The 24,722-nt window shown below is 70.5% G+C and carries 26 protein-coding genes; 13 read left to right on the forward strand and 13 right to left on the reverse strand.

Going from position 1 to position 24,722, the window contains the following annotated elements; all coding sequences use genetic code 11:
• Positions 1-16: 16 nt before the first annotated feature.
• Together AC3WQR_RS24060 and AC3WQR_RS24065 are read right to left on the reverse strand one after the other, a co-directional pair.
• Complete coding sequence (locus AC3WQR_RS24060) at positions 17-175, reverse strand: hypothetical protein (RefSeq protein WP_167394958.1); 159 nt, start codon at positions 173-175, stop codon at positions 17-19.
• A 157-nt stretch (positions 176-332) separates the two neighbouring features.
• Positions 333-1,325: a succinylglutamate desuccinylase/aspartoacylase family protein gene (locus AC3WQR_RS24065; protein ID WP_492687373.1), complete on the reverse strand. Its 993-nt coding sequence runs from the start codon at positions 1,323-1,325 to the stop codon at positions 333-335.
• Between the two features lie 164 nt (positions 1,326-1,489).
• On the opposite strand from AC3WQR_RS24065, the gene AC3WQR_RS24070 reads away from it, so the two are divergent.
• Positions 1,490-1,723 (forward strand): hypothetical protein, encoded by a 234-nt coding sequence (locus tag AC3WQR_RS24070; RefSeq protein WP_095743382.1) that lies wholly within the window; start codon positions 1,490-1,492, stop codon positions 1,721-1,723.
• Here AC3WQR_RS24070 and rpe read toward each other — a convergent pair.
• Positions 1,713-2,408, reverse strand: a complete 696-nt coding sequence (rpe, locus tag AC3WQR_RS24075; protein WP_062480999.1) for a ribulose-phosphate 3-epimerase — start codon at positions 2,406-2,408, stop codon at positions 1,713-1,715. The genes AC3WQR_RS24070 and rpe overlap by 11 nt on opposite strands.
• Before the next feature lie 60 nt (positions 2,409-2,468).
• Here rpe and apaG point away from each other — a divergent pair, with 60 nt between their 5' ends.
• The 4 genes from apaG to AC3WQR_RS24095 are packed head-to-tail and all read left to right on the forward strand — an operon-like array spanning position 2,469 to position 7,363.
• Complete coding sequence (gene apaG / locus AC3WQR_RS24080) at positions 2,469-2,864, forward strand: Co2+/Mg2+ efflux protein ApaG (RefSeq protein WP_062481013.1); 396 nt, start codon at positions 2,469-2,471, stop codon at positions 2,862-2,864.
• A 40-nt stretch (positions 2,865-2,904) separates the two neighbouring features.
• The gene (locus tag AC3WQR_RS24085; protein ID WP_062481011.1) at positions 2,905-4,878 is read left to right on the forward strand and encodes a site-specific recombinase; all 1,974 of its coding nucleotides are present in this window, start codon (positions 2,905-2,907) and stop codon (positions 4,876-4,878) included.
• Positions 4,875-6,146 (forward strand): cation:proton antiporter, encoded by a 1,272-nt coding sequence (locus tag AC3WQR_RS24090; protein ID WP_062480997.1) that lies wholly within the window; start codon positions 4,875-4,877, stop codon positions 6,144-6,146. The genes AC3WQR_RS24085 and AC3WQR_RS24090 overlap by 4 nt, the downstream gene beginning before the upstream one ends.
• On the forward strand, positions 6,143-7,363 hold the full coding sequence (locus AC3WQR_RS24095) for a YbdK family carboxylate-amine ligase (protein WP_062480995.1): 1,221 nt from the start codon (positions 6,143-6,145) through the stop codon (positions 7,361-7,363). Before AC3WQR_RS24090 ends, AC3WQR_RS24095 begins: the two co-directional genes overlap by 4 nt.
• 9 nt (positions 7,364-7,372) lie before the next feature.
• Here AC3WQR_RS24095 and AC3WQR_RS24100 read toward each other — a convergent pair whose 3' ends face one another.
• Positions 7,373-8,362, reverse strand: coding sequence for a GlxA family transcriptional regulator (locus tag AC3WQR_RS24100; RefSeq protein WP_492744123.1), 990 nt, complete (start codon positions 8,360-8,362; stop codon positions 7,373-7,375).
• A 103-nt stretch (positions 8,363-8,465) separates the two neighbouring features.
• Here AC3WQR_RS24100 and AC3WQR_RS24105 point away from each other — a divergent pair, with 103 nt between their 5' ends.
• Positions 8,466-9,095, forward strand: a complete 630-nt coding sequence (locus tag AC3WQR_RS24105) for an isochorismatase family protein (RefSeq protein WP_492744125.1) — start codon at positions 8,466-8,468, stop codon at positions 9,093-9,095.
• Between the two features lie 13 nt (positions 9,096-9,108).
• On the opposite strand, the gene AC3WQR_RS24110 is transcribed toward AC3WQR_RS24105, so the two are convergent.
• Both AC3WQR_RS24110 and AC3WQR_RS24115 read right to left on the reverse strand, forming a co-directional pair.
• Complete coding sequence (locus AC3WQR_RS24110) at positions 9,109-9,894, reverse strand: SGNH/GDSL hydrolase family protein (RefSeq protein WP_062483039.1); 786 nt, start codon at positions 9,892-9,894, stop codon at positions 9,109-9,111.
• Between the two features lie 82 nt (positions 9,895-9,976).
• The gene (locus AC3WQR_RS24115; RefSeq protein ID WP_492744128.1) at positions 9,977-11,116 is read right to left on the reverse strand and encodes a helix-turn-helix transcriptional regulator; all 1,140 of its coding nucleotides are present in this window, start codon (positions 11,114-11,116) and stop codon (positions 9,977-9,979) included.
• Positions 11,117-11,251: 135 nt separating this feature from the next.
• Between AC3WQR_RS24115 and thiL the strand changes: the two genes are divergently transcribed.
• On the forward strand, positions 11,252-12,208 hold the full coding sequence (gene thiL / locus AC3WQR_RS24120; protein WP_492744130.1) for a thiamine-phosphate kinase: 957 nt from the start codon (positions 11,252-11,254) through the stop codon (positions 12,206-12,208).
• Positions 12,209-12,215: 7 nt separating this feature from the next.
• On the opposite strand, the gene AC3WQR_RS24125 is transcribed toward thiL, so the two are convergent.
• Positions 12,216-12,941, reverse strand: coding sequence for a DUF3053 domain-containing protein (locus AC3WQR_RS24125; RefSeq protein ID WP_492744132.1), 726 nt, complete (start codon positions 12,939-12,941; stop codon positions 12,216-12,218).
• Positions 12,942-13,004: 63 nt separating this feature from the next.
• Complete coding sequence (locus AC3WQR_RS24130) at positions 13,005-13,904, reverse strand: LysR family transcriptional regulator (protein WP_095743373.1); 900 nt, start codon at positions 13,902-13,904, stop codon at positions 13,005-13,007.
• 99 nt (positions 13,905-14,003) lie between these two features.
• Here AC3WQR_RS24130 and AC3WQR_RS24135 point away from each other — a divergent pair, with 99 nt between their 5' ends.
• Both AC3WQR_RS24135 and AC3WQR_RS24140 read left to right on the forward strand, forming a co-directional pair.
• Entirely contained in the window at positions 14,004-15,020 is a 1,017-nt protein-coding gene (locus AC3WQR_RS24135; protein ID WP_492744134.1) for a Bug family tripartite tricarboxylate transporter substrate binding protein, read from the forward strand.
• A 19-nt stretch (positions 15,021-15,039) separates the two neighbouring features.
• On the forward strand, positions 15,040-16,752 hold the full coding sequence (locus tag AC3WQR_RS24140) for an FAD-dependent oxidoreductase (RefSeq protein ID WP_492744136.1): 1,713 nt from the start codon (positions 15,040-15,042) through the stop codon (positions 16,750-16,752).
• Here AC3WQR_RS24140 and AC3WQR_RS24145 read toward each other — a convergent pair.
• The gene (locus AC3WQR_RS24145; protein ID WP_492744138.1) at positions 16,749-18,209 is read right to left on the reverse strand and encodes an MFS transporter; all 1,461 of its coding nucleotides are present in this window, start codon (positions 18,207-18,209) and stop codon (positions 16,749-16,751) included. The genes AC3WQR_RS24140 and AC3WQR_RS24145 overlap by 4 nt on opposite strands.
• A 162-nt stretch (positions 18,210-18,371) precedes the next feature.
• On the opposite strand from AC3WQR_RS24145, the gene AC3WQR_RS24150 reads away from it, so the two are divergent.
• On the forward strand, positions 18,372-18,929 hold the full coding sequence (locus tag AC3WQR_RS24150; RefSeq protein WP_354347969.1) for a phosphatidylglycerophosphatase A family protein: 558 nt from the start codon (positions 18,372-18,374) through the stop codon (positions 18,927-18,929).
• Positions 18,930-18,934: 5 nt separating this feature from the next.
• Positions 18,935-19,450, forward strand: coding sequence for a CinA family protein (locus AC3WQR_RS24155; protein ID WP_492744141.1), 516 nt, complete (start codon positions 18,935-18,937; stop codon positions 19,448-19,450).
• A 15-nt stretch (positions 19,451-19,465) separates the two neighbouring features.
• On the opposite strand, the gene AC3WQR_RS24160 is transcribed toward AC3WQR_RS24155, so the two are convergent.
• Together AC3WQR_RS24160 and AC3WQR_RS24165 are read right to left on the reverse strand one after the other, a co-directional pair.
• Positions 19,466-20,659: an Acg family FMN-binding oxidoreductase gene (locus tag AC3WQR_RS24160; protein ID WP_492744144.1), complete on the reverse strand. Its 1,194-nt coding sequence runs from the start codon at positions 20,657-20,659 to the stop codon at positions 19,466-19,468.
• Positions 20,660-20,781: 122 nt separating this feature from the next.
• Positions 20,782-21,546 carry a helix-turn-helix transcriptional regulator gene (locus AC3WQR_RS24165; protein ID WP_139702162.1) on the reverse strand — a complete coding sequence of 255 codons (765 nt, stop codon included), beginning with the start codon at positions 21,544-21,546 and terminating at the stop codon, positions 20,782-20,784.
• Positions 21,547-21,741: 195 nt separating this feature from the next.
• Here AC3WQR_RS24165 and AC3WQR_RS24170 point away from each other — a divergent pair, with 195 nt between their 5' ends.
• Together AC3WQR_RS24170 and AC3WQR_RS24175 are read left to right on the forward strand one after the other, a co-directional pair.
• Positions 21,742-22,239, forward strand: coding sequence for a nuclear transport factor 2 family protein (locus AC3WQR_RS24170; RefSeq protein ID WP_369631040.1), 498 nt, complete (start codon positions 21,742-21,744; stop codon positions 22,237-22,239).
• Complete coding sequence (locus AC3WQR_RS24175; protein ID WP_070063748.1) at positions 22,236-22,559, forward strand: GNAT family N-acetyltransferase; 324 nt, start codon at positions 22,236-22,238, stop codon at positions 22,557-22,559. The genes AC3WQR_RS24170 and AC3WQR_RS24175 overlap by 4 nt, the downstream gene beginning before the upstream one ends.
• Here AC3WQR_RS24175 and AC3WQR_RS24180 read toward each other — a convergent pair.
• The gene (locus AC3WQR_RS24180; RefSeq protein ID WP_492744146.1) at positions 22,549-23,736 is read right to left on the reverse strand and encodes an MFS transporter; all 1,188 of its coding nucleotides are present in this window, start codon (positions 23,734-23,736) and stop codon (positions 22,549-22,551) included. The two genes, AC3WQR_RS24175 and AC3WQR_RS24180, sit on opposite strands and share 11 nt — an antisense overlap.
• Before the next feature lie 172 nt (positions 23,737-23,908).
• Entirely contained in the window at positions 23,909-24,703 is a 795-nt protein-coding gene (locus AC3WQR_RS24185; RefSeq protein WP_062480299.1) for a UPF0149 family protein, read from the reverse strand.
• Between the last annotated feature and the right edge of the window lie 19 nt (positions 24,704-24,722).

Here is a 24,722-nt window from a genome sequence, read left to right on the forward strand (position 1 = left end):
ATCGATGCGGGTCGGCTCAGCCGGCCTCGTTGCTGTTGCCGCTGCCGATGAAGATGTCGAGCACGTTCACCACGGCGATCAGGCCGATGCAGGCGGTCACGGCAGCCACCGCCCAGATCAGGATGTCGTCGCCCCAGGTGCCCATGAGCGAATCGAACAGTGCCGAGATTTCCATGATGTTTTTCCCTCCGAGAGAAGCGGGGCCGCGCGCCGGCAAATCCGCAAAGAGGAAGCTTAGGTGGGGCCCGGTGCGCGGGCCGTAGTGGCCGCCCCTCCCCGTCTGTGGGAGAAGGTGGGCGTCACCGGTAGGAGGGCGCCGACAGGCGCGAGCCTCAGGCGCCCGGGTCGAGGACGCGTTCGCTGGGCCGCGCGAAGTAGAACCACTCGGCGCCCGGCAGCGCCATCGCGTTCGGGAACACGATGAAGCCGTCGTCGGGCGCGCTGACCAGCGTGCCGTCGTGCCGCATGCCCACGGGCTCGCCGCGCTGCACGGGGTCGAAGGTGGCCCAGTCGCGCACGAAGCTGTCGTCCTCGTGCAGGCGGTCGGTCACGCTCGCCAGGCGCAGCAGCTGGGGCGGCTGCGGGGGCGCGGCCGACAGGCCCGGCGGCAGCGCCGCCATGCCCAGCAGCGCGAGCGTGCGGCGGATGGCCGCCCACGCCACCTGCGGCGCCTGCGGGTCCTGGTGCTGGCCGCATTCGAGGGTGACGCCGTAGCCGCCGCAGCTGCGGATGTACTCGTTGGTGCCGCGGCCGAAGTCGATGGCGGCCTCGTCGACGGCCGCGCCGCGCTGCGCAAGGCCGGCGGCGTAGATGTCGAGCCAGCCCTCGACCACTACGGGCGTGCCGATGTGCAGCGCGAGCCGGCCTTCTTCCTGCGCGCGCGCAAAGGGTTCGAGGCTGCCGCTGTTGTCGCGCGGGCCGATCATGGCGAAGGCCTCGCCCTCGCTCTGGAAGGAATGCAGGTCGAGCAGCACGTCGTGGCGCGCGATGACGGGCGCCAGCCGGTTGGTGATGCGGGCCTCGTAGTCGGCCGGCGTCTCGCTCGGGCGGAACAGGCGGTTGAGGTTGCGCTGGCCCTCGCGCTGCAGGCGGCGCCGTGCGAGCGGGTTGGCCACGGGCACGAGCGTGAGTTCGCCGCGCAGCAGGCGCAAGTCGCCGGCATCGAACTCGGCCAGCACGCGCGCGATGCCCTCGGTGCCGCAGGTCTCGTCGCCGTGCACCCCGCCGATCACGAGCAGGCGCGGGCCAGGGTTCAGCGACGCGAATGCGTGAAGGCGCAGGCTGTCGGTGGCGGTCGCGGCGTCGTCGAAAAGCGGGGTGGACATGCGGGCGATTATGCGGAGGCGACTGTGGCCACGCAAAAGGCAAGACCCTGTGGCATGGCGGGCGCGCAGCGCGAACCTACAGCCGCGCCCTGGCCTGTCCTACCGCCCCGTGGCGGGGCGCCGCGCAAGCTGGCGCCGGACCCCGAACTTTGAAGGAGCACACGATGGCCCAGCAGCCGCGCAAGGACAAGAAGGACACCACCCGCGTCGAAAAGGACGGCGAATCGGCACCGCGCCTGCCGCACGAGCGCGACCAGTCGTCGGACAGCCAGGTGATGCAGGACGGCCAGCCGCCCGAGAAGGGCCGGCGCGGCTACGAGGACGTGGAACGCGGCGTGGTCGACACCGACCGCGGGCTCACGCCCGAGCGCACGCCCGACGGCAAGGTCAGGCCTTGACGGTGGCCAGCTGCTGGCGCATGTCGCCGATCACCGCGCCGTAGTCCTTGGCGTTGAAGATCGCGCTGCCCGCCACGAAGGTGTCGGCGCCGGCCGAGGCCACGCGCGCGATGTTGTCGGCCTTGATGCCGCCGTCCACCTCGAGGCGGATGTCGCGCCCGCTCTGCTCGATGCGCTTGCGCGCCTGCTCGATCTTGCGCAGCGCCGAGTCGATGAAGCTCTGGCCGCCGAAGCCGGGGTTGACGCTCATGATGAGGATGAGGTCGATGTCGTCGATCGCCCAGTCCAGCGCCTCGAGGCCGGCGCCGGGGTTGAACACCAGGCCGGGCTTGCAGCCGGCGGCCTTGATGGCCTGGATGCTGCGGTGCACATGGGTCGAGGCGTCGGGGTGGAAGCTGATGTAGTCAGCGCCCGCTTGCGCAAAAGACGCGGCCAGCGCGTCGACCGGCTGGATCATCAGGTGCACGTCGATGGGCACGGGCGTGCCGTCGGCGGTCTTGGCGTAGGGCTTGAGGGCCTGGCAGATCATGGGGCCGAAGGTCAGGTTCGGCACGTAATGGTTGTCCATCACGTCGAAGTGGATCCAGTCGGCGCCGGCCGCGATCACGTCGGTCAGTTCCTGGCCGAGGTGCGCGAAGTCGGCGGAAAGAATGGAGGGCGCAATGCGGAACGGGGTGCTGCTCATAACCCCGGATTCTCGCAGCCGACGGAAATCCGAGGAAAGGCCTCCGTTACCATGCGCCCCATGTCACACAGCCCCTTCAGCGTACAGGTCGAACCGCGTTACCTGGCCGACCAGTCCTCGCCCAAGGACAACGTCTACACCTTCTCCTACACGATCACCGTCACCAATGTGGGCACGGTGGGCGCGCAATTGATCGCGCGCCACTGGCTCATCAACGACGCCTCGGGCCATGCGCAGGAGGTCAAGGGCCTCGGCGTGATCGGCCAGCAGCCGCTGCTGGCGCCCGGCGAATCGTTCCGCTACACCAGCGGCTGCCGCCTGCAGGCGGCCAGCGGCACCATGCACGGCAGCTTCTTCGTGGTGACCGAAGAAGGCGAGCGTTTCGACGTGCCGGTTCCCATGTTCGTGCTCGAAGCCGACATTGGCGGCGCCCCCGTCTCGCGCGTGCTGCACTGAGCGCGCCGCGCTCGTTCTTTTTCTTTTCTCCCCGCTCCCCATGGCTGCCGCATCGCGCGATCTGCAGGGGCTGCTTGCCGGCCTCGACCCCACGGCCGATGTGGCGCAGCGCCACATCTGGCTCATCAACCTCTTCGACTGGCTGCGCGGCGACCGCGCCTCGCCGCAGGCCGCCATCGGCCGCGTGCAGCTGCTGCTCGACGCCGTCGAGGCACGCCCCGAACTGTGCGATCGGCTGCGCGCCTGGTGGCGCGCGTTCACGCAGTCGGTCGACCTCACGGCGCTGCTGGCCGACTACGGCTTTGCGCCGCGCACCGCCTTCCTGAGCGAGTTCGGCGAACGCATGCGCCGCAAGATCCTGCCGGGCACGCCCGAGACCACCGACGCCTCGGACCTGTTCCGGCTGGTGCTGCCCGGCGTGTTCGACGCCGGCTGGATCGCGCTGCTGGACGACACCCAGCTTGCGCGCATCGGCGCGCTGCTGGCCGACGCCGCGCCCATGCCCGACGGCTCGGCGCGCTGGCGCCACACGGTGATGGACGCCGTCACCTACTGCTGCAGCCAGGTGGTGGCGACGGGCTTTTCGCCCGAGCTGCGGCTGCGCATCAGCCCCGAAGCCGGCGAGGCGCGCCCTTTCCACGCCCTCATGGCCGACCTGGACGCGCTGCGCGAGCAGATGTTCGCCCTGCCGCGCGACGAAGAATCCCTGCAGGCCGCCTTCGTGGCCTTCCGCGACCGGCTCGACGCCTGCCGTTCCAGCGCCTCGTCGGTCTACACGCACCTGGAAGACAACGGCATCTCGGTCGGCCTGGTGTTCCGGCTGCGCCAGCTGCGCGAGCGGGTGCTGCGCATCCGCGAGCTGCTCGACTGCCTGATGTCGCCCGTGCCGGGGCCCAGCATGGCGCGGCTGGTGGGCAAGCTGGTGCTGGCGGGCGGTGAGCGCAACAGCATCCGCGCGCTGATCGCCTCCAACTCGTCGATGCTCGCGGCCAAGGTGACCGAGCGCAGCGCCGAGACGGGCGAGCACTACATCACCCGCGACCGCCGCAGCTACCTGCAGATGGTGAAGAAGGCCGCCGGCGGCGGCGCCTTCACGGCGCTGACGGTGCTGGCCAAGTTCGGCATCTACGCGCTGGCCCTGTCGGCCTTCTGGAGCGGGCTGGCCGCGGGCCTCATGTACGCGGCCAGCTTCGTGGCGATCCAGCTGCTGCACCTCACGCTGGCCACCAAGCAGCCGGCCATGACCGCGCCCGCCATGGCGGCGCGGCTGCGCGACATCAAGTCGGACGACGCCGTGGACCAGTTCGTCGACGAGGTGGCCAACCTCGTGCGCTCGCAGGTGGCGGCGGTGCTGGGCAACGTGCTGCTGGTGGTGCCGGCGGTGGGCCTGCTGGTGCTGGGCTGGCAGGCCGCGCTGGGCCGGCCGCTGCTGGACGCGGCGCATGCGGCCTCCACGCTGCATTCGCTGTCGCTGCTCGGGCCGACCGTGCTTTTCGCGGCAATCACCGGCATCCTGCTGTTTTCGTCCAGCATCATCGCCGGATGGACAGAAAACGCCTTTGTCCTGCATCGCCTGGACTCCGCCATGCGTTACAACCCTCGCATCGGCGCCTTTCTCGGTGCCGCCCGGGCCCGTCGCTGGGCCGCCTTCATGCGCACACACATCTCAGGCTTCGCCTCCAACATCTCGCTGGGACTCATGCTCGGACTGCTGCCCGCGTTCGCGGGCTTCTTCGGGCTCGGGCTGGATGTGCGCCATGTCACGCTGTCGGCCGGCCAGATCGCGGCCGCGGCGGCATCCATCGGCCTGCCGGCACTGCACCAGCCGGCCCTGTGGTGGGCGGTTGCGGCGATCCCGGTGATCGGCGCGCTCAATGTGAGCGTGAGTTTCTACTTCGCTTTCCGGCTGGCGCTGCGCGCGCACAGCGTGAGCCTCGGTGACCGCGCCCGCATCCGCAGCGCGATCTGGGCCCGCTGGCGCAGCCGGCCGGTGAGCTTCTTCCTGCCTACATGAACCTGACCGCACTCCTCGCCGAACTCCAGGGCTTCTGGGCCGAATGGGCGCGCCCCTCGGCCGGCCTGCCCACCGTGCTCTGGGCCCTGCTGGTGGCCGCCGCCGCGGCCTCCGGCCACCTGGTGCAGCGCTACCTGGGAATGCCGAAGGTCATCGGCTATTCGGTGGTGGGCGCAGTGGTGGGCTTTGCCGGCTTCGAGGGCGCGATCTGGCCGCTGCGCGGCATCAGCCTGTTCCTGCTGGAGCTGGGCGCGGCCGTGGTGCTGTTCGAGGCGGGCGGGCGGCTGCCGCTGCGCTGGTTCCGCCACAACCCGATGGTGCTGGTGCAGAGCCTGCTGGAGGCGGGGCTGACCTACTTCGGCGTGTACTGGATATTGATTCTTCTGGGCCTGCCCGAGCCGGTGGCCAACCCCATCGCGCTGATGGCGATCGTCGCCTCGCCGGCCGTGCTCAGCCGCGTGATCATGGACACCCGCGCCGCCGGCCCCGTGACCGAACGCGCCATGACGCTGGCCACGCTCAACACCTTCTACGCCCTCACGCTGGGCTACGCGCAGGCCGGCCTGATCGAGCGCGCGCCGCAGTCGCTGATGCTCAAGCTGTACCCGGTGGCGGTGGTGCTGGGCATGTCGTTCGTGGTCGGCGCGATCATGGCGCTGGCGCTGCGCTCGGCGCTGCGCGTGATGAGCCCGAACAGCGAGAACACCTCGATCCTGCTGCTGGCGATCATCGCGGCGGGCGCGGCGCTCACGGCCCACATCGGTGGCTCGGCGCCGCTGGCGGCGCTGATCGGCGGCGTGCTGCTCAAGACGCTCAACCCCAAACCCTGGGCCTGGCAGCGCCAGCTCGGCACCGCCTCGTCGCTGCTGACCATGCTGATGTTCGTGCTGGTGTCGATGGTGGCGGCGCAGGCCGACTGGACCCTGCCCGTGGCCAGCGTGGTGCTGGCCGTGATCGGCGTGCGCCTGGTCACCAAGATCTCGGGCGTGGCCATTGCCAACCCGGGCAGCGGCGCCAGCTGGAAGCAGGCCTTCTGGGTCGGCTGCGCGATGACGCCGCTGTCGTCCATCGCCCTGCTGATCGCCTCCAATTTCGCCTCGGCCTCGCCGCTCCTGGGCACCATGATCACGCAGGTCGCCCTGCCCTCGATTTTGCTGATGGAAGTGATGGGCGCCGTGCTCGCCACCGTGGCGATCCACGCCGTGGGCGAGAGTTCGGTCCCCTGGACGCCACAGGCCTTCAGCACCACGGAAGACACGCAGCGATGAGCAGCAACAGCAACCCCACCTCCGTCCTCCCGATCGACCCGGACAGCGACGACGTGCGCTCTGCGCCGCTGCCCGCCGATCCGGCGAGCCGCGCCGTCAAGCTCGAGCCCTTCAACAAGTCGGAGGCGCTGTCGCTGGGCGTGGAGCTCGAGCTGCAGCTCGTGAACACGCACGACTACGACCTCGCGCCGTACGCCGAGGACATGCTGCGCCTGATGGCGCAGACGCCGCTGCCCGGCAGCGTGGTGCCCGAGATGACCTCGAGCATGATCGAGATCTCGACCGACATCTGCCACTCTGCGCAGGACGTGATCACGCAGCTGTCGCCGATCCGCGAGGCGCTGATCAAGAACGCCGACAAGCTCAACATCGCCGTGGTTGGCGGCGGCACGCACGCCTTCCAGCAATGGCACGAGCGGCGCATCTACGACAAGCCGCGCTTTCGCGAGCTGTCGGAGCTGTACGGCTACCTGAGCAAGCAGTTCACCATCTTCGGCCAGCACGTGCATATCGGCTGCCCCGACGCCGATTCGGCGCTGCTGATGCTGCACCGCATGTCGCGCTACATCCCGCACTTCATCGCGCTGTCGGCATCCTCGCCGTTCGTGCAGGGGCAGGACACGCAGTTCGACTCGGCGCGGCTCAATTCCGTGTTCGCGTTCCCGCTCTCGGGCCGCGCGCCCTTCACCACGAGCTGGAAGGAATTCGAGGCCTACTTCGAGCGCATGACCCGCACCGGCGTCGTGCGCAGCATGAAAGACTTTTATTGGGACATCCGCCCCAAGCCCGAGTTCGGCACCATCGAGATCCGCGTGTTCGACACGCCGCTCACCATCGAGCGCGCCGCCGCGCTGGCGGGCTACGTGCAGTCGCTGGCCGCGTGGTTCCTGCAGGAGCAGCCCTTCGAGCCGAGCGAGGACGACTACCTCGTCTACACCTACAACCGCTTCCAGGCCTGCCGCTTCGGCCTGGACGCGGTGTACGTCGACCCGGCCAGCGGCCAGCACATGCCGCTGCGCGACCACATCCTGATGACCATGACCCAGCTCGAATGGCACAGCGAGGCGCTCAACGCCACGCAGGCACTGGGCGAGCTGCGCACCAGCGTCGAGGCCAACCGCAACGACGCGCGCTGGCTGCGCGAGAAGCAGGGCAAGGAACGGCTGCTGGCCGAGGTCGTGCGACAAGCCTCGCTGCGCTTTCGCGGCGCGGCCTGAGTTCGCAGCTCAGGCCGCCACCGCCTCCTGGGAGAACTGCCGGCGGTACACCGTCGGCGACACCTTGAACGCCGTGGCGAAGTGCTTGCGCAGCAGCACCGCCGAGCCGAAGCCCGCATCGGCCGCCACGCGCTCCACGGAGCGGTCGGTCGTTTCGAGCAGCCGCTGCGCCAGCGCCAGCCGCTGGTTCTGCAGCCACTGGCCGACCGTCGTGCCCGTCGATTCGCGAAAACGCCGCGTGAAAGTCCGCCGACTCATGAGCGCGCGGCGCGCGAGTTCGTCGAGTTCGTGCGGCACCTGCAGATGCCGCCCCAGCCATTCGAGCAACGGCGTGAGCCGGTCGCGCTCGGCCGCCGCCGGCACGGGCTGCTGGATGTACTGCGCCTGACCGCCCTGGCGGTGCGGCGCGACGACCATGCGCCGCGCGGCGCGGTTCGCGGTGTCGGCGCCGTAGCGCACGCGCAGCAGGTGCAGGCAGCAGTCGATGCCGGCGGCCGTGCCCGCCGAGGTGAGCACGTCGCCGTCGTCCACGTACAGCACCTCGGGCTGCAGCACGACCTGCGGGTATTGTTTGGCGAACGCCGCGGCCAGGTGCCAGTGCGTGGTGGCGGGCCGGCCGTCGAGCAGGCCGGCCTCGGCCAGAACGAAAGCACCCAGGCACAGCCCGACCACGGTGGCGCCGCGCCGGTGCGCCGCCTGCAGTGCGCGGATGAGCGCGGGCGGCGCGGGCCGGCCGTCGTCGCGCCAGGACGGCACCACCACGATCTGCGCGCGGCGGATCGCCTCCAGGCCGTGCGGCACCACGAGCGTGAAACCCGCGTTGGTGGCGAGCGGGCCGGGCTCGGGCGCGCAGACCTGCACGCGAAAGCGCGGCGCGCCGGTGTCGGTGCGGTCTTCGCCGAACACCATGCAGGGCACGGAGAGGTGGAAGGGGCTGATGCCGTCGAAGGCGACCACGGCAATGGTCTCGGCGATGGTTTTGGCGGCAGATGGGCGCATGGCCCGATCTTATCGATGAATGGCTTTCGGGCCACTGTCGCAAAACCCGTGGTGCGCGAAGAATCGAGCCATTCCAGACACACAACCACCGAAGGAGATATCCATGAGCCAGTCCGCACCGCGCCGCGCCCTCGTCGTCATCGACGTGCAGAACGAATACTTCGAAGGCGGCGGCCTGCCCATCGAATACCCGCCGGTCGAAAGCTCGCTGCCGAAGATCGCGCAGGCCATGGACGCGGCCCGCGCGGCCGGCGTGCCGGTGGTGGTGGTGCAGCACCACGCGCCGAAGGGCGCGCCGGTCTTCCAGGCCGACAAGTTCCACGGCCAGCTGCACCCCGAGATCGCCCAGCGCCCGCGCGACCACCTCATCACCAAGGCCTTCCCGAGCGTCTTCACCGGCACCGACTTCGCCGACTGGCTCGCGCGCCACGAGATCGACACGCTGAGCGTGACCGGCTACATGACGCAGAACTGCGACGCCTCCACCGTGTTCGAAGCCATGCACCGCGGGCTGAACGTGGAGTTCCTGTCGGACGCCACCGGCGCGCTGCCTTACGAGAATGCGGCCGGCCGCGTGAGCGCCGAGGAAATTCACCGCGTCTTCAGCGTCGTGTTCCACAGCAACTTCGCCGCCGTGGCGACGACCGACGCGTGGATTGCTGCGCTGAAGAGCGGCACGGCGATCGAGAAGGACAACGTGGTCATGTCCAACCGCCGCGCGCGCGGCGTCTGAACTTCACAAGAGTTCAGGCCAGGTTCAGCGGCTGCAGCACGGGCTGCCAGCGCTGAACCGCGATCTTCTTGAAGCCGCGGCCGTTGGGGTGCAACTCGTTGGCCCAGTCGGTCGGGCCCAGCGTGCCCCGGCTGTCCACCACGTGCAGGTGCTGCGGGTCGCCCGCGGCGATGTTCTGCAGCATGCCGTGGAAGCCGTCGATGAGGTGGTCAACGCAGGGCTTGAACAACTCCGGTGCTACGCCCGCGTCGACCAGCGCCGGGCGCAGCCAGCCTTCGCGCCCGAACAGCGCCTTGCCGGTGGGCGGCGCGTAGTCGTAGCTGTGCATGACGATGTGGCAATCGACGCTGGTGCGGGTGTAGATGAGGCCGATGAGCGCGCGGTACTGCTCGTCCATGTCGACGAGGAACTGGTCGAAGCCGCCCTTGCCGTTGCGAAAGCACTGCGCGGCCTGCGTCTCGCCCGTGCAATCGGACTTGAGCAGCGGGCGCAGGTCGTTGAAGCCCGCGAAGTCGTTGCCGCCGCCGCTGATGAACACCGCCGACAGCGTCGGGCCGTACAGGCGCAGCGACTCACGCACGGCGTTGCGGTACTTGCCTTCCACATAGTCCTGGGCTTCCGCGCCGTTCATGCCCTTGGCCAGGATCACGTGGCCGCGCGCGCCGACCACGTCGCCCAGGAAGTTCAGCAGGCTGCCGCCCGGGAGCGGATACCAGAACCACGAATCGCCGAAGGCAAGGATGGTCGCGGTGCCGTGCGGGCCCATCTGCATCTTGGTCTCGTCCCAGTAGACAGCCATGGCGAACTCCTCGTGTAGAGGGCGCCATGGTTCTCGCAACCGCCGCGCGGCGCCATCCCCCGTTCGCAGTAGAACCTGCTGCTCAGTCCCGCAGCGACTGCACCAGTAGCACCAGCTCCGCCTGCCGGTGGCAGTCGGTCTTGCGCATCACGTTGCGCAGGTGGCTGCGCGCCGTGTGTTCGGAGCAGTGCTGCGCGGCGGCGAAGTCTTTCACGGTCTTGCCACTCGCCAGGAGCAGCGCGAGCCGCGCCTCGGTCGGGCTCAGGCCGAGCAGGCTTTCCAGCTGCCGCGGCTCCACGGGCGCCGCCTCGGCCGGATGGGCGAAGACCACGAGCGCGCGATGGCGCTGGCGCAGCACGGCCAGCGGGTGCGAGGGCTTGAGCGGCAGCACCGTGATGCGGACCACGCTGCCGGCCACAGGCAGGTGCAGCACGCCGGCCCGCGCGCCGCCGGCCGGGGCGCAGGCCTCGCGCACCCGCTGCTCGAAGGCCGACTGCAGCGCGGACGACGCGAGCCGCAATCGCCCCTGCGCGCTGTCGAACAGGCCGCCGCGGCCCGCGCAGGCCGCCGCGCGCGCGTTCAGGTGGTCGATGCGGCAGGCCTCGTCGACCACGGCGATGCCCTGCGGCAGCGCGTCGAGCGCCGACAGCCCGGTGGCCGCGTGCTCGCCCAACTGCATCATGCGGGCGCGCAGTTCGCTGGCGCGCACCAGGTGCGGCGACAGGCGCCGGCAGAAGGCCTCGCTCTCAGGACCGTAGGGCGCTTCGGCCCGGGGGCGGATGAAGCCGAGCACTTCGCGCGTGTCGTCGTCGGCGCGCAGCCCCATGGCCAGCGTGTGGCGCAGGCCGAGCGGTGCCAGCCAGTCGACATAGATCGGGCTGTGCGAGAGCGTGCGCGCGCCGAAGTAGGCGTGGTCGGCCACCGGCGTGCCCAGCGGGGCGTTCACCGGCATCTGCATGCGGATGTCGTCGCGCGCCAGGTGCTGCTCGTACTCGCGCACCTTGTCGGGCGGGCTCTCCAGGTTGGCGAGCCCCGCGCCCACCACCGAGCAGTCGGTGCGGCGCACCGTGAGCGTGTGAAAGCAGGCGGCGCCGAGCACCTCGCGCATGGCATCGAGCGCGTCGTACCAGTCGCCGGGACAGGTGATCCCGTCGTACAGCAAGGCAACGATCCGGTCGGTGTCGGCCTCGGCGGACACGCCTCCCTGCACGATGGCTGTCATGGCGGCCTCCTCCTGTTCGGACTTTCGGTGTATCCGCGTGCATGACGGTATTACAAAATGCTTCCAGTGTCAGCCCCCTTTCCCGTGGGCGCCGCGGCGGGCGGCCCCGCGCCAGGTCGTTATGCTCTCGCACCCATGGGTGAATTCGACCTGATCACACGCTATTTCAAACGTCCCGCCACGCGCTCGCCGCTGGGCGTGGGCGACGACTGCGCCTTGCTCGCGCCGGCCGCGGGCATGCAGCTCGCCGTGTCCTCCGACATGCTGGTGGAGGGGCGGCACTTTCTCTCGACCGTGGAGCCGGCCCGGCTCGGCCACAAGGCGCTGGCCGTGAACCTCAGCGACCTGGCCGCCTGCGGCGCGAAGCCGCTGGCCTTCACGCTGGCGCTGGCATTGCCCGGCGTGGACGAGCCCTGGCTCGAAGGTTTTTCGCGCGGCCTGTTCGCGCTGGCCGACGCCCACGGCTGCGAGCTGGTGGGCGGCGACACCACGCGCGGCCCGCTCAATATCTGCATCACCGTGTTCGGCGAAGTGCCGGCCGGCGCCGCGCTGCTGCGCTCGGGCGCGCGCGCGGGCGACGACCTGTGGGTGAGCGGATCGCTCGGCGATGCGCGGCTGGCGCTCGAGGTGTTCCGCGGCACGCTGAGCCTGCCCGCCGAGGCCTTCGCGCAGGCCCGCGCGCGCATGGAACAACCCACGCCGCGCGTGGCGCTGGGCCAGGCGCTGCGCGGCATCGCCACCTCGGCGGTGGACGTGAGCGACGGCCTGATCGGCGACCTGGGCCACATCCTCGCGGCCAGCGGCGTGGGCGCCACGCTCGATGCCGATGCCACCACCGCACTGATCGCGGTCGACACGGCCGGCCTGCCCTCCGAGGCGCTGCGCACCTGCGCGCTCTCGGGCGGCGACGACTACGAGCTGGTGTTCACCGCGCCGGCCTCGGCGCGCGATGCGGTGGCGCAGGCCGGACAGGCGAGCGCCACGCGCGTGACGCGCATCGGCCGCATCGAAGCGGACGCGGGGCTGCGCATCGTCGATGGGGGCGGCGCGCCGGTGTCACAGCGCTTCGGCTCGTTCGACCACTTCGTCTAGGGCCTGTTCAAGAGCCGCGCAGCATCGTGCGCATCTTGTCCTGCGCGGTGTTGATGGCGGCCGACTGGCGGCCCAGCTGCTGCACCATCTTGTCGAGCTCGGCCCTCACCGCGGGGTCGGTCACGGTGAGCGAAGCGCCGGAGACCTGCAGCTTCGACTTGTTCTTCTCCATGAAATCGCCGATGGCCAGCGCACCGTCGAACACGGCGTCGAGCGCGGGGAACACCTCCTTGAACGTGGCGGCGGGCGTCGTCACCGTCTTCTCGTAGGCCTTGCCATAGACCTGCTTCAGGTCGTCGGGCTGCTTGAGTTGCGCGCGTGCCGCATCGGCCTTGGCCAACTGCTGATCGAGCGCGGTGCGAAGGCCGCCCAGGCCCTCCTTGGCGGCCTTGAGATCGTCGCGGCGCGCCGGCAGGTCGGCCAGCGAGCGCAGCGCGCCCTTGGCCATGACCTGCGTCATAGGCTGGCTCACCGACTTGTTCATGCCTTCGTTGAAATCGGTGATCACCGCGTAGTGCTGCGCGTAGTCGCCGAACGATGCTTTTTCTTCGGCGGTGGGCGTGGGCACGCGCAAGCCGGGCTTGTCGAGCACGCGGGTCTGCAGGTAGGCGATGAAGGCGCTGCGCTGCTCGGCCTCCTTGTTGCCGCAGGCCACGAGCAGCATCGACAGCATCAGGACGAAGGCCAGGACCAGCCATGCGGAAGAGAAACGGGACCGTGTGGTTGTTGTCATGGGGCACCTGCTTTCGCGCAAAGAAAAAAGACCGGCCAGCATACGACCGCCCCGCCGCCACGGCTACTGCAGGCTCTGCTTCAACGCCTCGATGAACGCCCGCGCCGCCGCCGACAGCGAATGGCCGCGCTTGGTGACGATCGAGATGTCGCGCACCACGCGCGGTGCGCTGAGCACCTTCACCACGAGCACCGGGTTCTTCTCGGCGCGCGCGAAGGCCGACGGCATGATCGACGCGCCCATGCCGGCCGCCGTCATCCACAGCGCGGTGGACAGGAAGGACACCTCGTTCACCACATCGAGCGTCACGCCCGCCTCCGCCGCCGTGCCGTCGATGAGCGGGCGCACGCCGTAGCCGGGGCGCACGGTGATGACGGGGTGGCGGCCCAGGTCCGACCAGCGCACCACGCGCGCCTTGGCCAGCGGGTGGTCGGTGCGGCACACCACGGCGAGGTGATCGCGCATGAGGCGCTGCACCTCGACCTCGGGGCCGGGCCGCTCGGGCGTGCCGATGCCGAAGTCGACATGCTCGCCGAGGATGCGCGACAGGAACTGGTCGGGCGCGCAGTCGTTCACCAGCACGCGAACTTTCGGGTGCTGCTCGCCGAAGGCGCGCAGCGCATCGGGCAATAAAAAACCGGCCAGCGTGGGCGTGATCGCCAGCGTCACGCGCCCGCGTTCCAGCGTGGCGAGTTCGCGGAAATCGGCCGAGAGCGAATCGACGTCGCGCAGCACGCGCTCGACGGTGGAAATCATCTGCTCGGCTGCGGCCGTGGGCTTGAGCGCGCGCGTGGTGCGGTCGAACAGGCGCGTGCCCAGGCCCTCTTCGAGCTGGCGGATCAGCATGCTCACGGCCGACTGCGTGACGAACAGCCGCGTGGCCGCGGCGCCCAGCTTGCGCAGCTGGTAGACCGCGAGGAACGCACGCAGCTGGCGGATCGTAGGACTGAAGTTCGTATTCATCAGAAAATTTGAAAAATCATTCGGAATTTCTTGATTTACGAATGAATGCTGCCATCGTTCAATCTCCGATCAAAGCACCGAATTCAAGGAGAGGCCCGAATGACAGCACCCATCGCCTGCGGCATGCACGCATTTCGTGGGCGACGCAGGCAACTGCTGTGGGCCGTGGCCGGCGCGCTGGTGGCCGGCACCGCGCTGGCGCAGGCCCCGGCGGGCGATTTCCCTACCAAGCCGATCCGCATGGTCGTGACCTTCCCGCCCGGCGGCAGCGCCGACGGCGTGGTGCGCATGCTGGTGCCGCGCCTGAACGAGAAGCTGGGCCAGCAGGTGGTGGTCGACAACCGCCCCGGCGCGGGCGGCAACGTGGGGCTGACGCTGGTGGCCAAGGCGCCGGGCGACGGCTACACGCTGGGCGTGGGCGCGGCGGGCGCGCTGGCGGCCAACGTCAGCCTGTACCCGCAGATGCCCTTCGATCCGCAGAAAGACCTCAAGCCGGTGGGCATGCTGGCGGCCATTCCCTTCGTGCTGGTCGGCCACCCTTCAGTGGCCGCGAAGACGCAGCGCGAACTCATTGCGCTGGCCAAGGCGAAGCCGGGCACGCTGTCGATCGGCCATGGCGGCAACGGCACGGCCATGCACCTGTCGGCGGCGCTGTTCAACCAGATGGCGGGCACGCGGCTGGTCGAGGTGCCCTACCGCGGCTCGGGCCCGGCGGCGCTCGACGTGCTGGGCGGACAGATTCCTCTGGCGGTGGTCGACCTGCCCTCGTCGCTGCAGCAGATCCGCGCCGGCAAGCTGATCGCCTTCGCCGTGACCAGCCCGCAGCGCCTGCCGATGCTGCCCGAGGTGCCGACGGTGGCCGAGGCCGGCCTGCCGGGCTACGACTCGACCGGCTGGTTCGGCGTGGTCGCGCCGGCCGGCACGCCGGCGCAGGTGGTGGCGCGGCTCAATGCCGAGCTCAACGCCGCGCTCGGCGACGAGCAGGTGAAGACCGCCATGCGCGCGCTCGGCGTGGAGCCGGCGCCGGGCTCGGTCGAATCCTTCGACAGCTACATCCGCGCCGAGACGAAGAAATGGGCCCAGGTGATCCAGGACGCCCACATCAAGCTCGATTGAACGACAAGCCGATAGAGACATGACGAAGACCGCCGACACCTCGATGCAAGCCGACGTGCTGATCGTCGGCGCCGGCCCCGTGGGCCTCACGCTGGCGATGGACCTGGCCTCGCGCGGCGTCTCGGTGATCCTGTGCGAGACGCGCCGCTTCGCCGAGCCGCCGAACGTGAAGTGCAACCACGTGGCCTCGCGCACCATGGAGCAGTTCCGCCGCCTGGGCGTGGCGCAGCAGCTGCGCGATGCCGGGCTGCCGGCCGACCACCCGAACGACGTGGTGTTTCGCACCACGGTGACGGGCACCGAGCTCACGCGCATTCCCATTCCGTGCCGGCGCGACCGCTACACCGAGACCGAGGGCCCCGACGCATGGTGGCCCACGCCGGAGCCGCCGCACCGCATCAACCAGATCTACCTCGAGCCGATCCTGCTGAAGCACACGGCCGCGCTGCCGGGCGTGACGCTGCTCAACCGCACGCGCTTCGAGCGCTTCACGCAGGATGCCGACGGCGTGAGCGCCATCGCCACCGACATGGACAGCGGCGCCACGCGCAGCATCCGCTGCCGCTACATGGTCGGCTGCGACGGCGGCAGCTCGCCGGTGCGCAAGCAGATCGGCGCCAAGCTCGAAGGCACGGCCGTGATCCAGCGCGTGCAGTCGACCTTCATCCGCGCGCCGCAGCTGCGCGCGCTGATTCCGGGCAAGCCCGCGTGGTCGTACTACGCGATGAACCCGCGCCGCTGCGGCACGATGTTCGCCATCGACGGCCACGAGACCTGGCTGGTGCACAACCACCTGAACGCCGAAGAGCCCGAGTTCGACTCGGTCGACCGCGACACCTCGATCCGCGAGATTTTGGGCGTGGGGCCCGACTTCCACTACGACATCATCAGCAAGGAAGACTGGATCGGCCGGCGCCTCGTGGCCACGCGCTTTCGCGACGGCCGCGTGTTCCTCGCGGGCGACGCCGCGCACCTGTGGGTGCCCTACGCGGGCTACGGCATGAACGCCGGCATCGCCGACGCGCTCAACCTCTCGTGGCTGCTGGGCGCCTGCGTGCAGGGCTGGGGCGACGAGGCCATCCTCGATGCCTACGAGGCCGAGCGGCTGCCGATCACCGAGCAGGTGTCGCAGTTCGCGATGGACCATGCGCAGAAGATGATCCGCGCGCGCCGCGCCGTGCCGCCCGACATCGAGGCGCCCGGCCCCGCGGGCGAGGCCCAGCGCGCCGAGATCGGCCGCGAGGCTTACGCGCTCAACGTGCAGCAGTTCTGCTGTGGCGGGCTCAACTTCGGCTACTTCTACACCGGCTCGCCGATCATCGTGCCCGACGGCGAGCACCGCGCACCGCCGTACTCGATGGGCGAGTTCACGCCCTCCACCGTGCCCGGCTGCCGCGCGCCGCACTTCTGGCTGGCCGACGGGCGCTCGCTGTACGACGCCTTCGGCCCGGGCTACACGCTGCTGCGCTTCGACCGCAGCGTGGACGTGCGTCCGCTGGAGCGCGCGGCCGCCGCCTACCGCATGCCGCTCACCGTGCTCGACATCGAGACCGCGAGCCTGCCCAAGGCCTACGCACACCGGCTCGTGATGTGCCGCGCCGACCAGCACATCGCGTGGCGCGGTGCGCACCTGCCGGCCGATGTGTACGACCTCGTCGCCACCTTGCGCGGCGAAACGCGCCGCGAACGTGGCCGCCGGCGCGCGCTGGCCTGGGAAGGCGTGCTGGCCTAGCGCCGCGCCACCGCGCGCCACGCCAGCCAGGCGGCGATGGCAGGCGCCAGCGCGAAGACCGTGAACAACCAGATCGCGGCCGATCGCGCACCGTCGACGCCGCCCGGCACCGTGAGCCCCGCCGCGTTCGCCACCAGCCCGGCCACGGCCGCGCCGACGGCCATGCCGTACAGCTGCACGGTCGTGATCGACGCGGACGCCAAACCTTCTTCACCGTGCGGCGCGAGCGCCATCACGCGCGTCAGCAGGTGCGGCCAGCCGATGCCCACGCCGAAGCCGACCGCGGCCAGCGCCACGGCCACGAGCGCGGTCTCGACATTGGCGTCAAGCGCACCCGGTGTCGGCAGCAGCCACGCGAGCGCCAGCAGCCCTGCGGTGCAGACCACCGGCCCGGCGCGCAGCATGCGGTCGGCGCCCGCGCCAGTGCGGCCCGACGAAGTCAGCGAGCCGATGCTCCAGCCGCCCGCCATCGCCGCCGTGAGGTAGCCCGCCATGAGCGGCGAGTGGCCGTGCAGCAGCTGCAAGAAGTAGGGCACGAAGATTTCGGTGGTGGTGCCGATCAGCAGCAGCGCCACGCTTGCGTAGATCGCGCCCAGCGGCGTGCCAAGCGCATAGGCGCCGGTCGGCAGCAGGCGCACCGCGCCGGTGCGGCGGTCGATGCGGGTGGCGGCGAAGCCGATGGCCAGGCCCAGCGCCACGCCCACGGCCTGCCCCGCGAGGCCGGGCCAGAAGCCGCTGGCGGCGATCACCAAGACCGACAGCGCCAGCAGCGCGATCTGCGGCGCCGGCACGCGCGGCATCTGTGCCGGCCGGTCATGCCGGATGCCGGCCGCGGGCCGCAGCTGCACCGTCACCAGCAGGGCCTGCGCCGCCGCCACCGGCAGCAGCGCCCAGAAGGCCCAGCGCCAGTGGCCGGCCTGCGCGAACAGCCCGCCCACGGCCGGCCCGCACAGCGTGGCCACGCCCCACATGCCCGACACCAGCGCCACCGCGCGCGGCCACAGGCGGGGTTCGAACACACGCTGGATCAGCCCGTAGCTCAACGCCGCCAGCAACCCGCCGCCCAGGCCCTGCACCGTGCGCCCCGTGAGCAGCCACGGCATGGCCGGCGCCAGCGCGCAGCCGACCGAGCCGGCGGTGAACACGGCCAGCGCCGTGAGGCAGGCGCCACGCGGCCCGCGCGCGGCCAAGAGCCGCACCGAGAGCGTGGCACCGAGGATCGAGCCGACCACGAACAGGGTCGTGCTCCAGGCGTACCAGTCGAGCCCGCCGATCTCGCGCACCACCGAGGGCAGCACGGTGGTCACGATGTGGACGTTGACCGCGTGCAGCGCGACGCCGCCGGTCAGCGCCAGCGCGCGCCAGCCGTTGCGCCCGCTGAACAGCTCGCGCCAGGCGGCGGTGGGCGGCGGCGCGCCAACGGCGGCGGCATCGAGGGAAGAGGAGGAGGACGACATGAGAACGAAGGAGAACGCCAAAGGAGCCTGGATACTAGGCGGCGCCTCTCAATTAAACAAGTTATTGCTTTGATAAATAGAAACTTCGGCGCGATGCCGTCGCACAGGATGCGCGACACTTCGAAACCGATGCACGCCGTTTCTTCTTCCCCTTCTTCCTCGATGGATTCTTCTTCCGCCACCACCGGCGCCCTGCCCCGTCCCCCGATGCGTCGCCCCACCCTGCGTTTCCTGCTCTCGCACCCCGCGCACTTCATCGCGCTGGGCTTCGGCTCGGGGCTGTCGCCCTTCGCGCCGGGCACCGTGGGCACGCTGTGGGCCTGGGCCGCGTTCGTGGTGATGCAACTGTGGTTCACGCCCGCGACCATTGGCTGGATCATTCTGGCCGGCCTGCCGATCGGCTGGTGGGCCTGCACGGTCGCCGCGCGCAACATGAACGTGTCCGACCCCGGCGCCATCGTGTGGGACGAGGTGGTCGCCTTCTGGCTCGTGCTCTGGCTGGTGACGCCGGCCGGCCTGTGGGCGCAGGTCGTGGCCTTTGCGCTGTTCCGTTATTTCGACGCCGCCAAGCCCGGCCCCGTGGGCTGGGCCGACGCCGCCTTCAAGCCGCGCGACCCCGCGCGGGTGCAGTGGTGGCGCGCCGGCTTCGGCATTCTTCTTGACGACCTCGTGGCGGCCTTCTGCACGCTGCTGGTCATTGCGCTGTGGCGCGCATGGTGACCCCGATGCAACCTTCCGCTTCCCCGGCCTTGGCCGAACAGGACGTGCCCGCGCTCGTCGCCACGCTGGCCGAACGGCTGCAGGCCCGGGGCTGGATGATGGCCACCGCCGAAAGCTGCACCGGCGGCCTGATCGCCGGCGCCTGCACCGACCTCGCGGGCTCCAGCGTGTGGTTCGAGCGCGGCTTCGTCACCTACTCGAACGCCGCCAAGACCGAGATGCTGGGCGTGGACGCCGCGCTCATCGAGGCCCACGGCGCCGTCAGCGAGCCCGTGGCGCGCGCGATGGCCGAAGGCGCCATTGCCCGCGGCGCCCCGGCGCGCGCGGCCGTGGCCGTGACCGGCGTGGCCGGGCCGGCGGGCGGCTCGCCCGACAAGCCGGTGGGCACCGTGTGGTTCGGCTGGTCGGTCGACGGGCAGGTGCGCACCGAGCGCCGCCGCTTCGACGGCGACCGCGCCACGGTGCGCGCGGCGACGGTGCACTACGCGCTGCAGACGCTGATCCAGCTGCTGCCGCGCTGATCGCACGCGGGCTGTTCAGGCCTGCATGAAATCGCCGACCGGCCGGCGCGGCGCGGGCGGCACCGGCGCCGTCGGAAAGCCCAGGCGGCACATCATCTGCACGGTCGGGCTGCGCGCATGGCGCGCCGGCGCGGCGCCGATCAGCATGTCGTGCGCCGCGGCGTGGTGCGGCGCCATCTCCGGAAATTCCTCGAGCGGCTGGCTCATGGGCTGCATGCCCAGGCCCAGGTCGGTGGCGCGCAGCTGCTGGCGCACGTAGGCACGGCCCGCGGCGATCTGCTCGCTGCGGCTGTTGCCGCCGGTGCTGATCCAGACGAAGCCCATCGCCGTGTGGGCCTGGTCCTCGAACATCCGCAGCGTCTGCCGGAAGGAGAGGCTGTCTTCGGCGGCCGGCACCTCGCGGTCGAAGCGACCCAGCGCGACCGCCATGCGCAGCGCTGGGTCGTTGAGCGAGAAGCCGTCGCGGTGCGCCAGGATTTCCTGCGGCCCGATGCGCAGCAGGCGCAGGTTCTCGCGCGCGGTGTGGGGCGTGACCAGCTCCACGCGCGCCGCCGCCGCGCACAGCTTGCGCAGCGGCAGCACGCGGGCCATGTCGACGGTGCCGGCCGATTGCACGCCCCCGCTTGAAGCCGAAGCCACGGCCGCGGTGAGCCCCTGCAGCATGTCGGCCGACACCCTGCGCCCGGTGTCGAAGCGCTGCTTGGGCGTGCGCCGCCGCAGCACCTGCGCGAACAGCGGATCGGGCGTGCCGCCGCGCGACAGCGTGAGACGCGCCACCGGCAGGTCGGGCCACTGCTGCGGCGCATCGCCCACCAGTTCGCCCTGCGGCCACAGCTGCACGCGCGCCTGCACGCCCTGCTGGGCCAGCGCCATCACCAGCAACTCGATGAACGCGCCGTGGCCGATCATCAGCTGGCGGCCGAAGGGGTCGGTGGCGGGCTGCACCCGGGCGCGGTCGGCGTGCAGCACGATGGCGTCGGGCTCGCGCAGGTCGACCCGCCAGGGCTGGCCGTTGTAGGCCGTGGGCGCGGTGACGGCATAGGCGACGGCGCGCTTGCGCACATCGGGCTCGTCGCCCGGGCCGTTCCAGATCTCGAAGGCGGCGGCCGGCACGTCGGCGTGCAGCCACCAGGTGGCCAGGGCCGTCGCGCCCGCCGCCACCGCGAGGCCGCCGCCCAGCAGGCGCACGAAATTTCTGCGTTCTCTCATGGGCTCGATCGGTTGAAACATCGGGCGCGTGACACACGGCCTGCCCGTGGCCGATTGCAGCACCGCCCCGCGCGGCGCCATGCGGCCCCCTGTCGTTTCCGACAGGGGTAGGTCGGGCCGGCTCAGGGCGTGAGCAGGCCCAGCGCCAGGGCCCGCGCGCAGGTGGCGGTGCGGCCCTGCGTGTCGAGCTTGCGGGCGGCGCCCACGAGGTGGAAGTACACGGTGCGCTCGCTGATGTGCAGGATCTCGGAGATCTCCCAGGTCGACTTGCCGACCGCCACCCAGTGCAGCACCTCGCGCTGGCGCGCGCTCAGCACCGGCACCTTCGCGTCGCCCTGCAGCCGGCGCACGGTCGAATGCAGGCAGGAGGCGAAGTAGTTCATCGGCGCCAACGTCGCACGCAGTTCGCGCAGGTCGGCGGTGGCGTCGGTGGTCAGGGTCATGAAGGCCCAGTCGATGCCGGGCGTCCACAGCGGCACGGTCAGCCCCGCCTTCAGCCCGTGCTCGCCAGCGCTGCGCAGCAGGCCGCGGGCACGCTGCCCGATGTCGGCGCGCGTGTGGCTCACCTGCCCGAGCCAGCTCCATGCGGTGGCCGGCATGCCGGCGCGCACATGCTGCACGCGGGCGTCGGCCTGCTCGCCGGCGCTGCTGCGCAGCGACTCGTAGCGGGTGCGGGCCCACGCCGGGGGCAGGTCGTGGAAGAACACCAGCGCGTCCTGCGCGGGCGCGTCGGCACGGGGCGCGGGCACCGGGCGCTTGAGCACGTAGGCGCCGTGGTTGAAGCCCATCGCCCGCATCGCGCGGCGGTTGACCTGCGCGACCTCCTCGAGCGTGCGGGCGGCCATGACGGCCTCGACGAACTGCCAGTCGTTGATCACCTCGGCCATGGATGCGTCCCCTTGGGTTGTGTGCGCGGGGCGGGGCGACTGTTGGATTGTTTTTTCTGCACCCACCGCCAGGGCGCCGGCCCTGCAAGGACCGGCATCGGGGCGCATGTTAATGCGGGACACCCGGAATCACCCGTGCACTTCCTTGCACGGCGCATCCGGGCGATGATCCGGCACCACCCATCCCGAGGCCCCATGACCGCTGCCACCCACGCCCCGACCATCGAGCGCTTCTACAGCGCGTTCTCGCAACTCGACGCCGCCACCATGGCCGCCTGCTACGCGCCCGACGCGGTGTTCGACGACGAGGCCTTTTCGCTGCGCGGCCGGCGCGAGATCGGCGGCATGTGGCGCATGCTCTGCGACGCTACGAAGGCCAAGGGTGCCGACGTGTGGCGCCTGAGCTGGCGCGACGTGCAGGCCGACGCCCGCACGGGCAGCGCGCACTGGGACGCGCACTACCGCTTCAGCGCCACCGGCCGCCTGGTCGACAACAGCATCGACGCGCGCTTCACCTTCACGCCCGACGGCCTGATCGCCACACACCGCGACAGCTTCCCGTTCTGGACCTGGTCGCGGCAGGCGCTGGGCACGCCGGGCCTGCTGCTGGGCTGGACGCCGATGCTGCGCAACAAGGTGCGCGCCACCGCCGCCGCCAACCTCGCCACTTTTCTTGCACGCCAACCTTCATGACCACTTCTTCCTCGACCGCCCTCACCTTCACGAACAACGAAGCGCAGCACCGCTACGAAGCCGCGCTCGACGGCAAGCTCGCGGCCTACGCCGAGTACAACCTGCTGACCGATGCGATCATGTTCACGCACACCGAGGTGCTGCCCGAGCATGAGGGCAAGGGCGTGGGCTCGGGCATTGCGAGGCACGTGCTCGACGAGGCGCGCGCCGCCGGGCGGCATGTGATCCCGGTGTGCCAGTTCATCGCGGGCTACATTCGCAAGCACCGCGAGTACGCCGACCTCGTGCGGCCGGACATTCAACGCGCCTTCAAGATCTGACGGAGGCCGCCTTCGGCGCGGGCAGCCACGCGAAGGCGGCGATGCCGATCACCAGCAGCGCCGCAATGACGGCCAGCACGGCGGTCAGCGGATCGCCGCCGTGCGCCGCGGCCACCGAGGCCGCCACGCCCGTGCCCCACTGCATGAACGCGACGCCCAGGAACATCGCCATGGTGAAGACGGCCATCGCGCGGCCCGTGAGCGCGGCCGGGTAGGCCACGCGCACGTCGGCGTACTGCCAGACGATGAAGCCCGAGAGCACGCCGATGAGCACCATGCCCGCGATGTCCAGCCACGCGGAATGCACCACGGCGATGAGCGCGAACAGGCCGGCGTAGAGAAGGCCGCAGGCCACGATCCAGCGGCGGCGCGCGGCGCCGTCGCGATCGAAGCGGCCGAACAGCGGCGAGCCGAACAGCGCGATCACCGACACCGCGAGCGCGACGTTGCCGCTTTGCACCAGCGAGTAGCCGTGGCGCTCCATCATCAGCGGGCCCAGCCACAGCCCGCGCAGCGAGATGAAGGCCGCGTACGTCACCGCGCCCAGCACCATGATGCCCAGCGTGTGCGGCATGGCGAACAGCGCGCCGAACTGGCGCACGGCTTCGGGAATCGACTCTTTCTTCTGCGGCACGGCCGACGCGGGCTCGTGCACCCAGCGCCAGATCGCGAGCCAGGCCAGCGCAGACGCCAGTGCAAGCACCAGGAATCCCGCGCGCCACGAATACGCCTGCACCAGCCACGCGAGCGGCGTGCCCGTGGCCAGCATGCCCAGGCCGCCGATGGCCAGCACCAGGCCCGACACGGTGGCGAAACGCGCCGCCGGAAAGTGCCGCGCGATGAACACGGTGCACACGAGAAAGGCCGGCGCGCAGCCGACGCCGATCAGCGCCTGCCCGGCCACCAGCACGAGGTAGTTCGGCGACACGGCCGACAGCAGCGCGCCCGCGATCGCGACGGGAAAGGCCACGAGCACGGTGCGACGCACGCCGTGCAGGTCGATGCCGATGCCCATGAAGAGCTGCATCGCGCCGAACGCGAAGTGGAAGGCGCCCGAGAAGATGCCGAGGGCCTGGGCGGAAAGATGAAAGTCCGACTGCAGCGGGCTCGCCATGATGGCGCCGACGGTGCGGAAGGCCTGGCTGAGCGCAACCCCTGCGCAGAGGGCGAGGACCATGACCCAGGCGGCTCGGGGTGTCAGGGGCTGTGTCATGAGGTGTTCGTGTTCTTGGGGCTGCTGTTCAGGGCGCGTGCACAGGCCACCGGGTACTTCCCTCCGCGAATGTCCCCCGTCGGCGGGAGCGCGCCCTGAACAAGACGCTCCATGCCGAATCTGGGACTCAACCCAGTCACTCACCGTGGCACTTCTTGTACTTCTTGCCGCTGCCGCAAGGGCAGGGATCGTTGCGACCGGGCGTGGCTTCCTTGCGGATCGTCTCGACCTTCGGGCCCAGGCTCTTCCAGAGCTGGCGCAGGTCGTACACCGCCCAGATTGCGGCGCCGAAGTCGTCCAGGCGCTGCTGGCTCACGCTGGGCGGGCCGTTCTCGTCGTACATCGACAGCGTGGGCTTGGCGGTGTCGTCCTCGGTCAGCGCGACGATGTTGTCGAGCGCGTCGTCGAGCATCTGCGCGGCTTCCTTGTCGCGCGGCGCGGCCCAGTCCTCGGGCCAGTTCTCGACCGCGTACATGAAGCCCAGCGCCCAGACCTGGGCGAACGAGGGAATCTCTTCGGCGGCCATCTCGGCACGCTCTTCCTCGGGCAGCGAGGCGATGGCGCCGCGGGTGTCGAGCACCTCGGGCTGCCAGCTGCGCTCGTCCTCGAGCGATTCGACGGGCGCATCGAGGCCTTCCTCGATCTCGCGCCAGCGGCGCTTCCAGTTCCAGACGAACTCCATGTGCTGGGCCGGCACGAAGTGGTCTCCCAGCAGCACGGGCCAGTATTCGGTGGGGTCGATGGGACGGCGCGTGCAGATCAGCGCGGCCATGAAGCCTTCGCAGAACTCCCACTGGGGAATTTCCTCGTCGTGCTCGCGCATGGCGTCGAGCGCGCTGTCGAGGGCGTCGAAATCGTCGGGGCCCAGGGCTTGCGAGGAGGCGGCCAGGGCGGTGTCAGGGGTATCGGGGGTGTCGGGTGTGGTCGTCATGGCAGCAGTCATGGCAGGT

The sequence above is a fragment of the Variovorax sp. FW305-3-2-15-B-LB1 genome, from assembly GCF_058787635.1.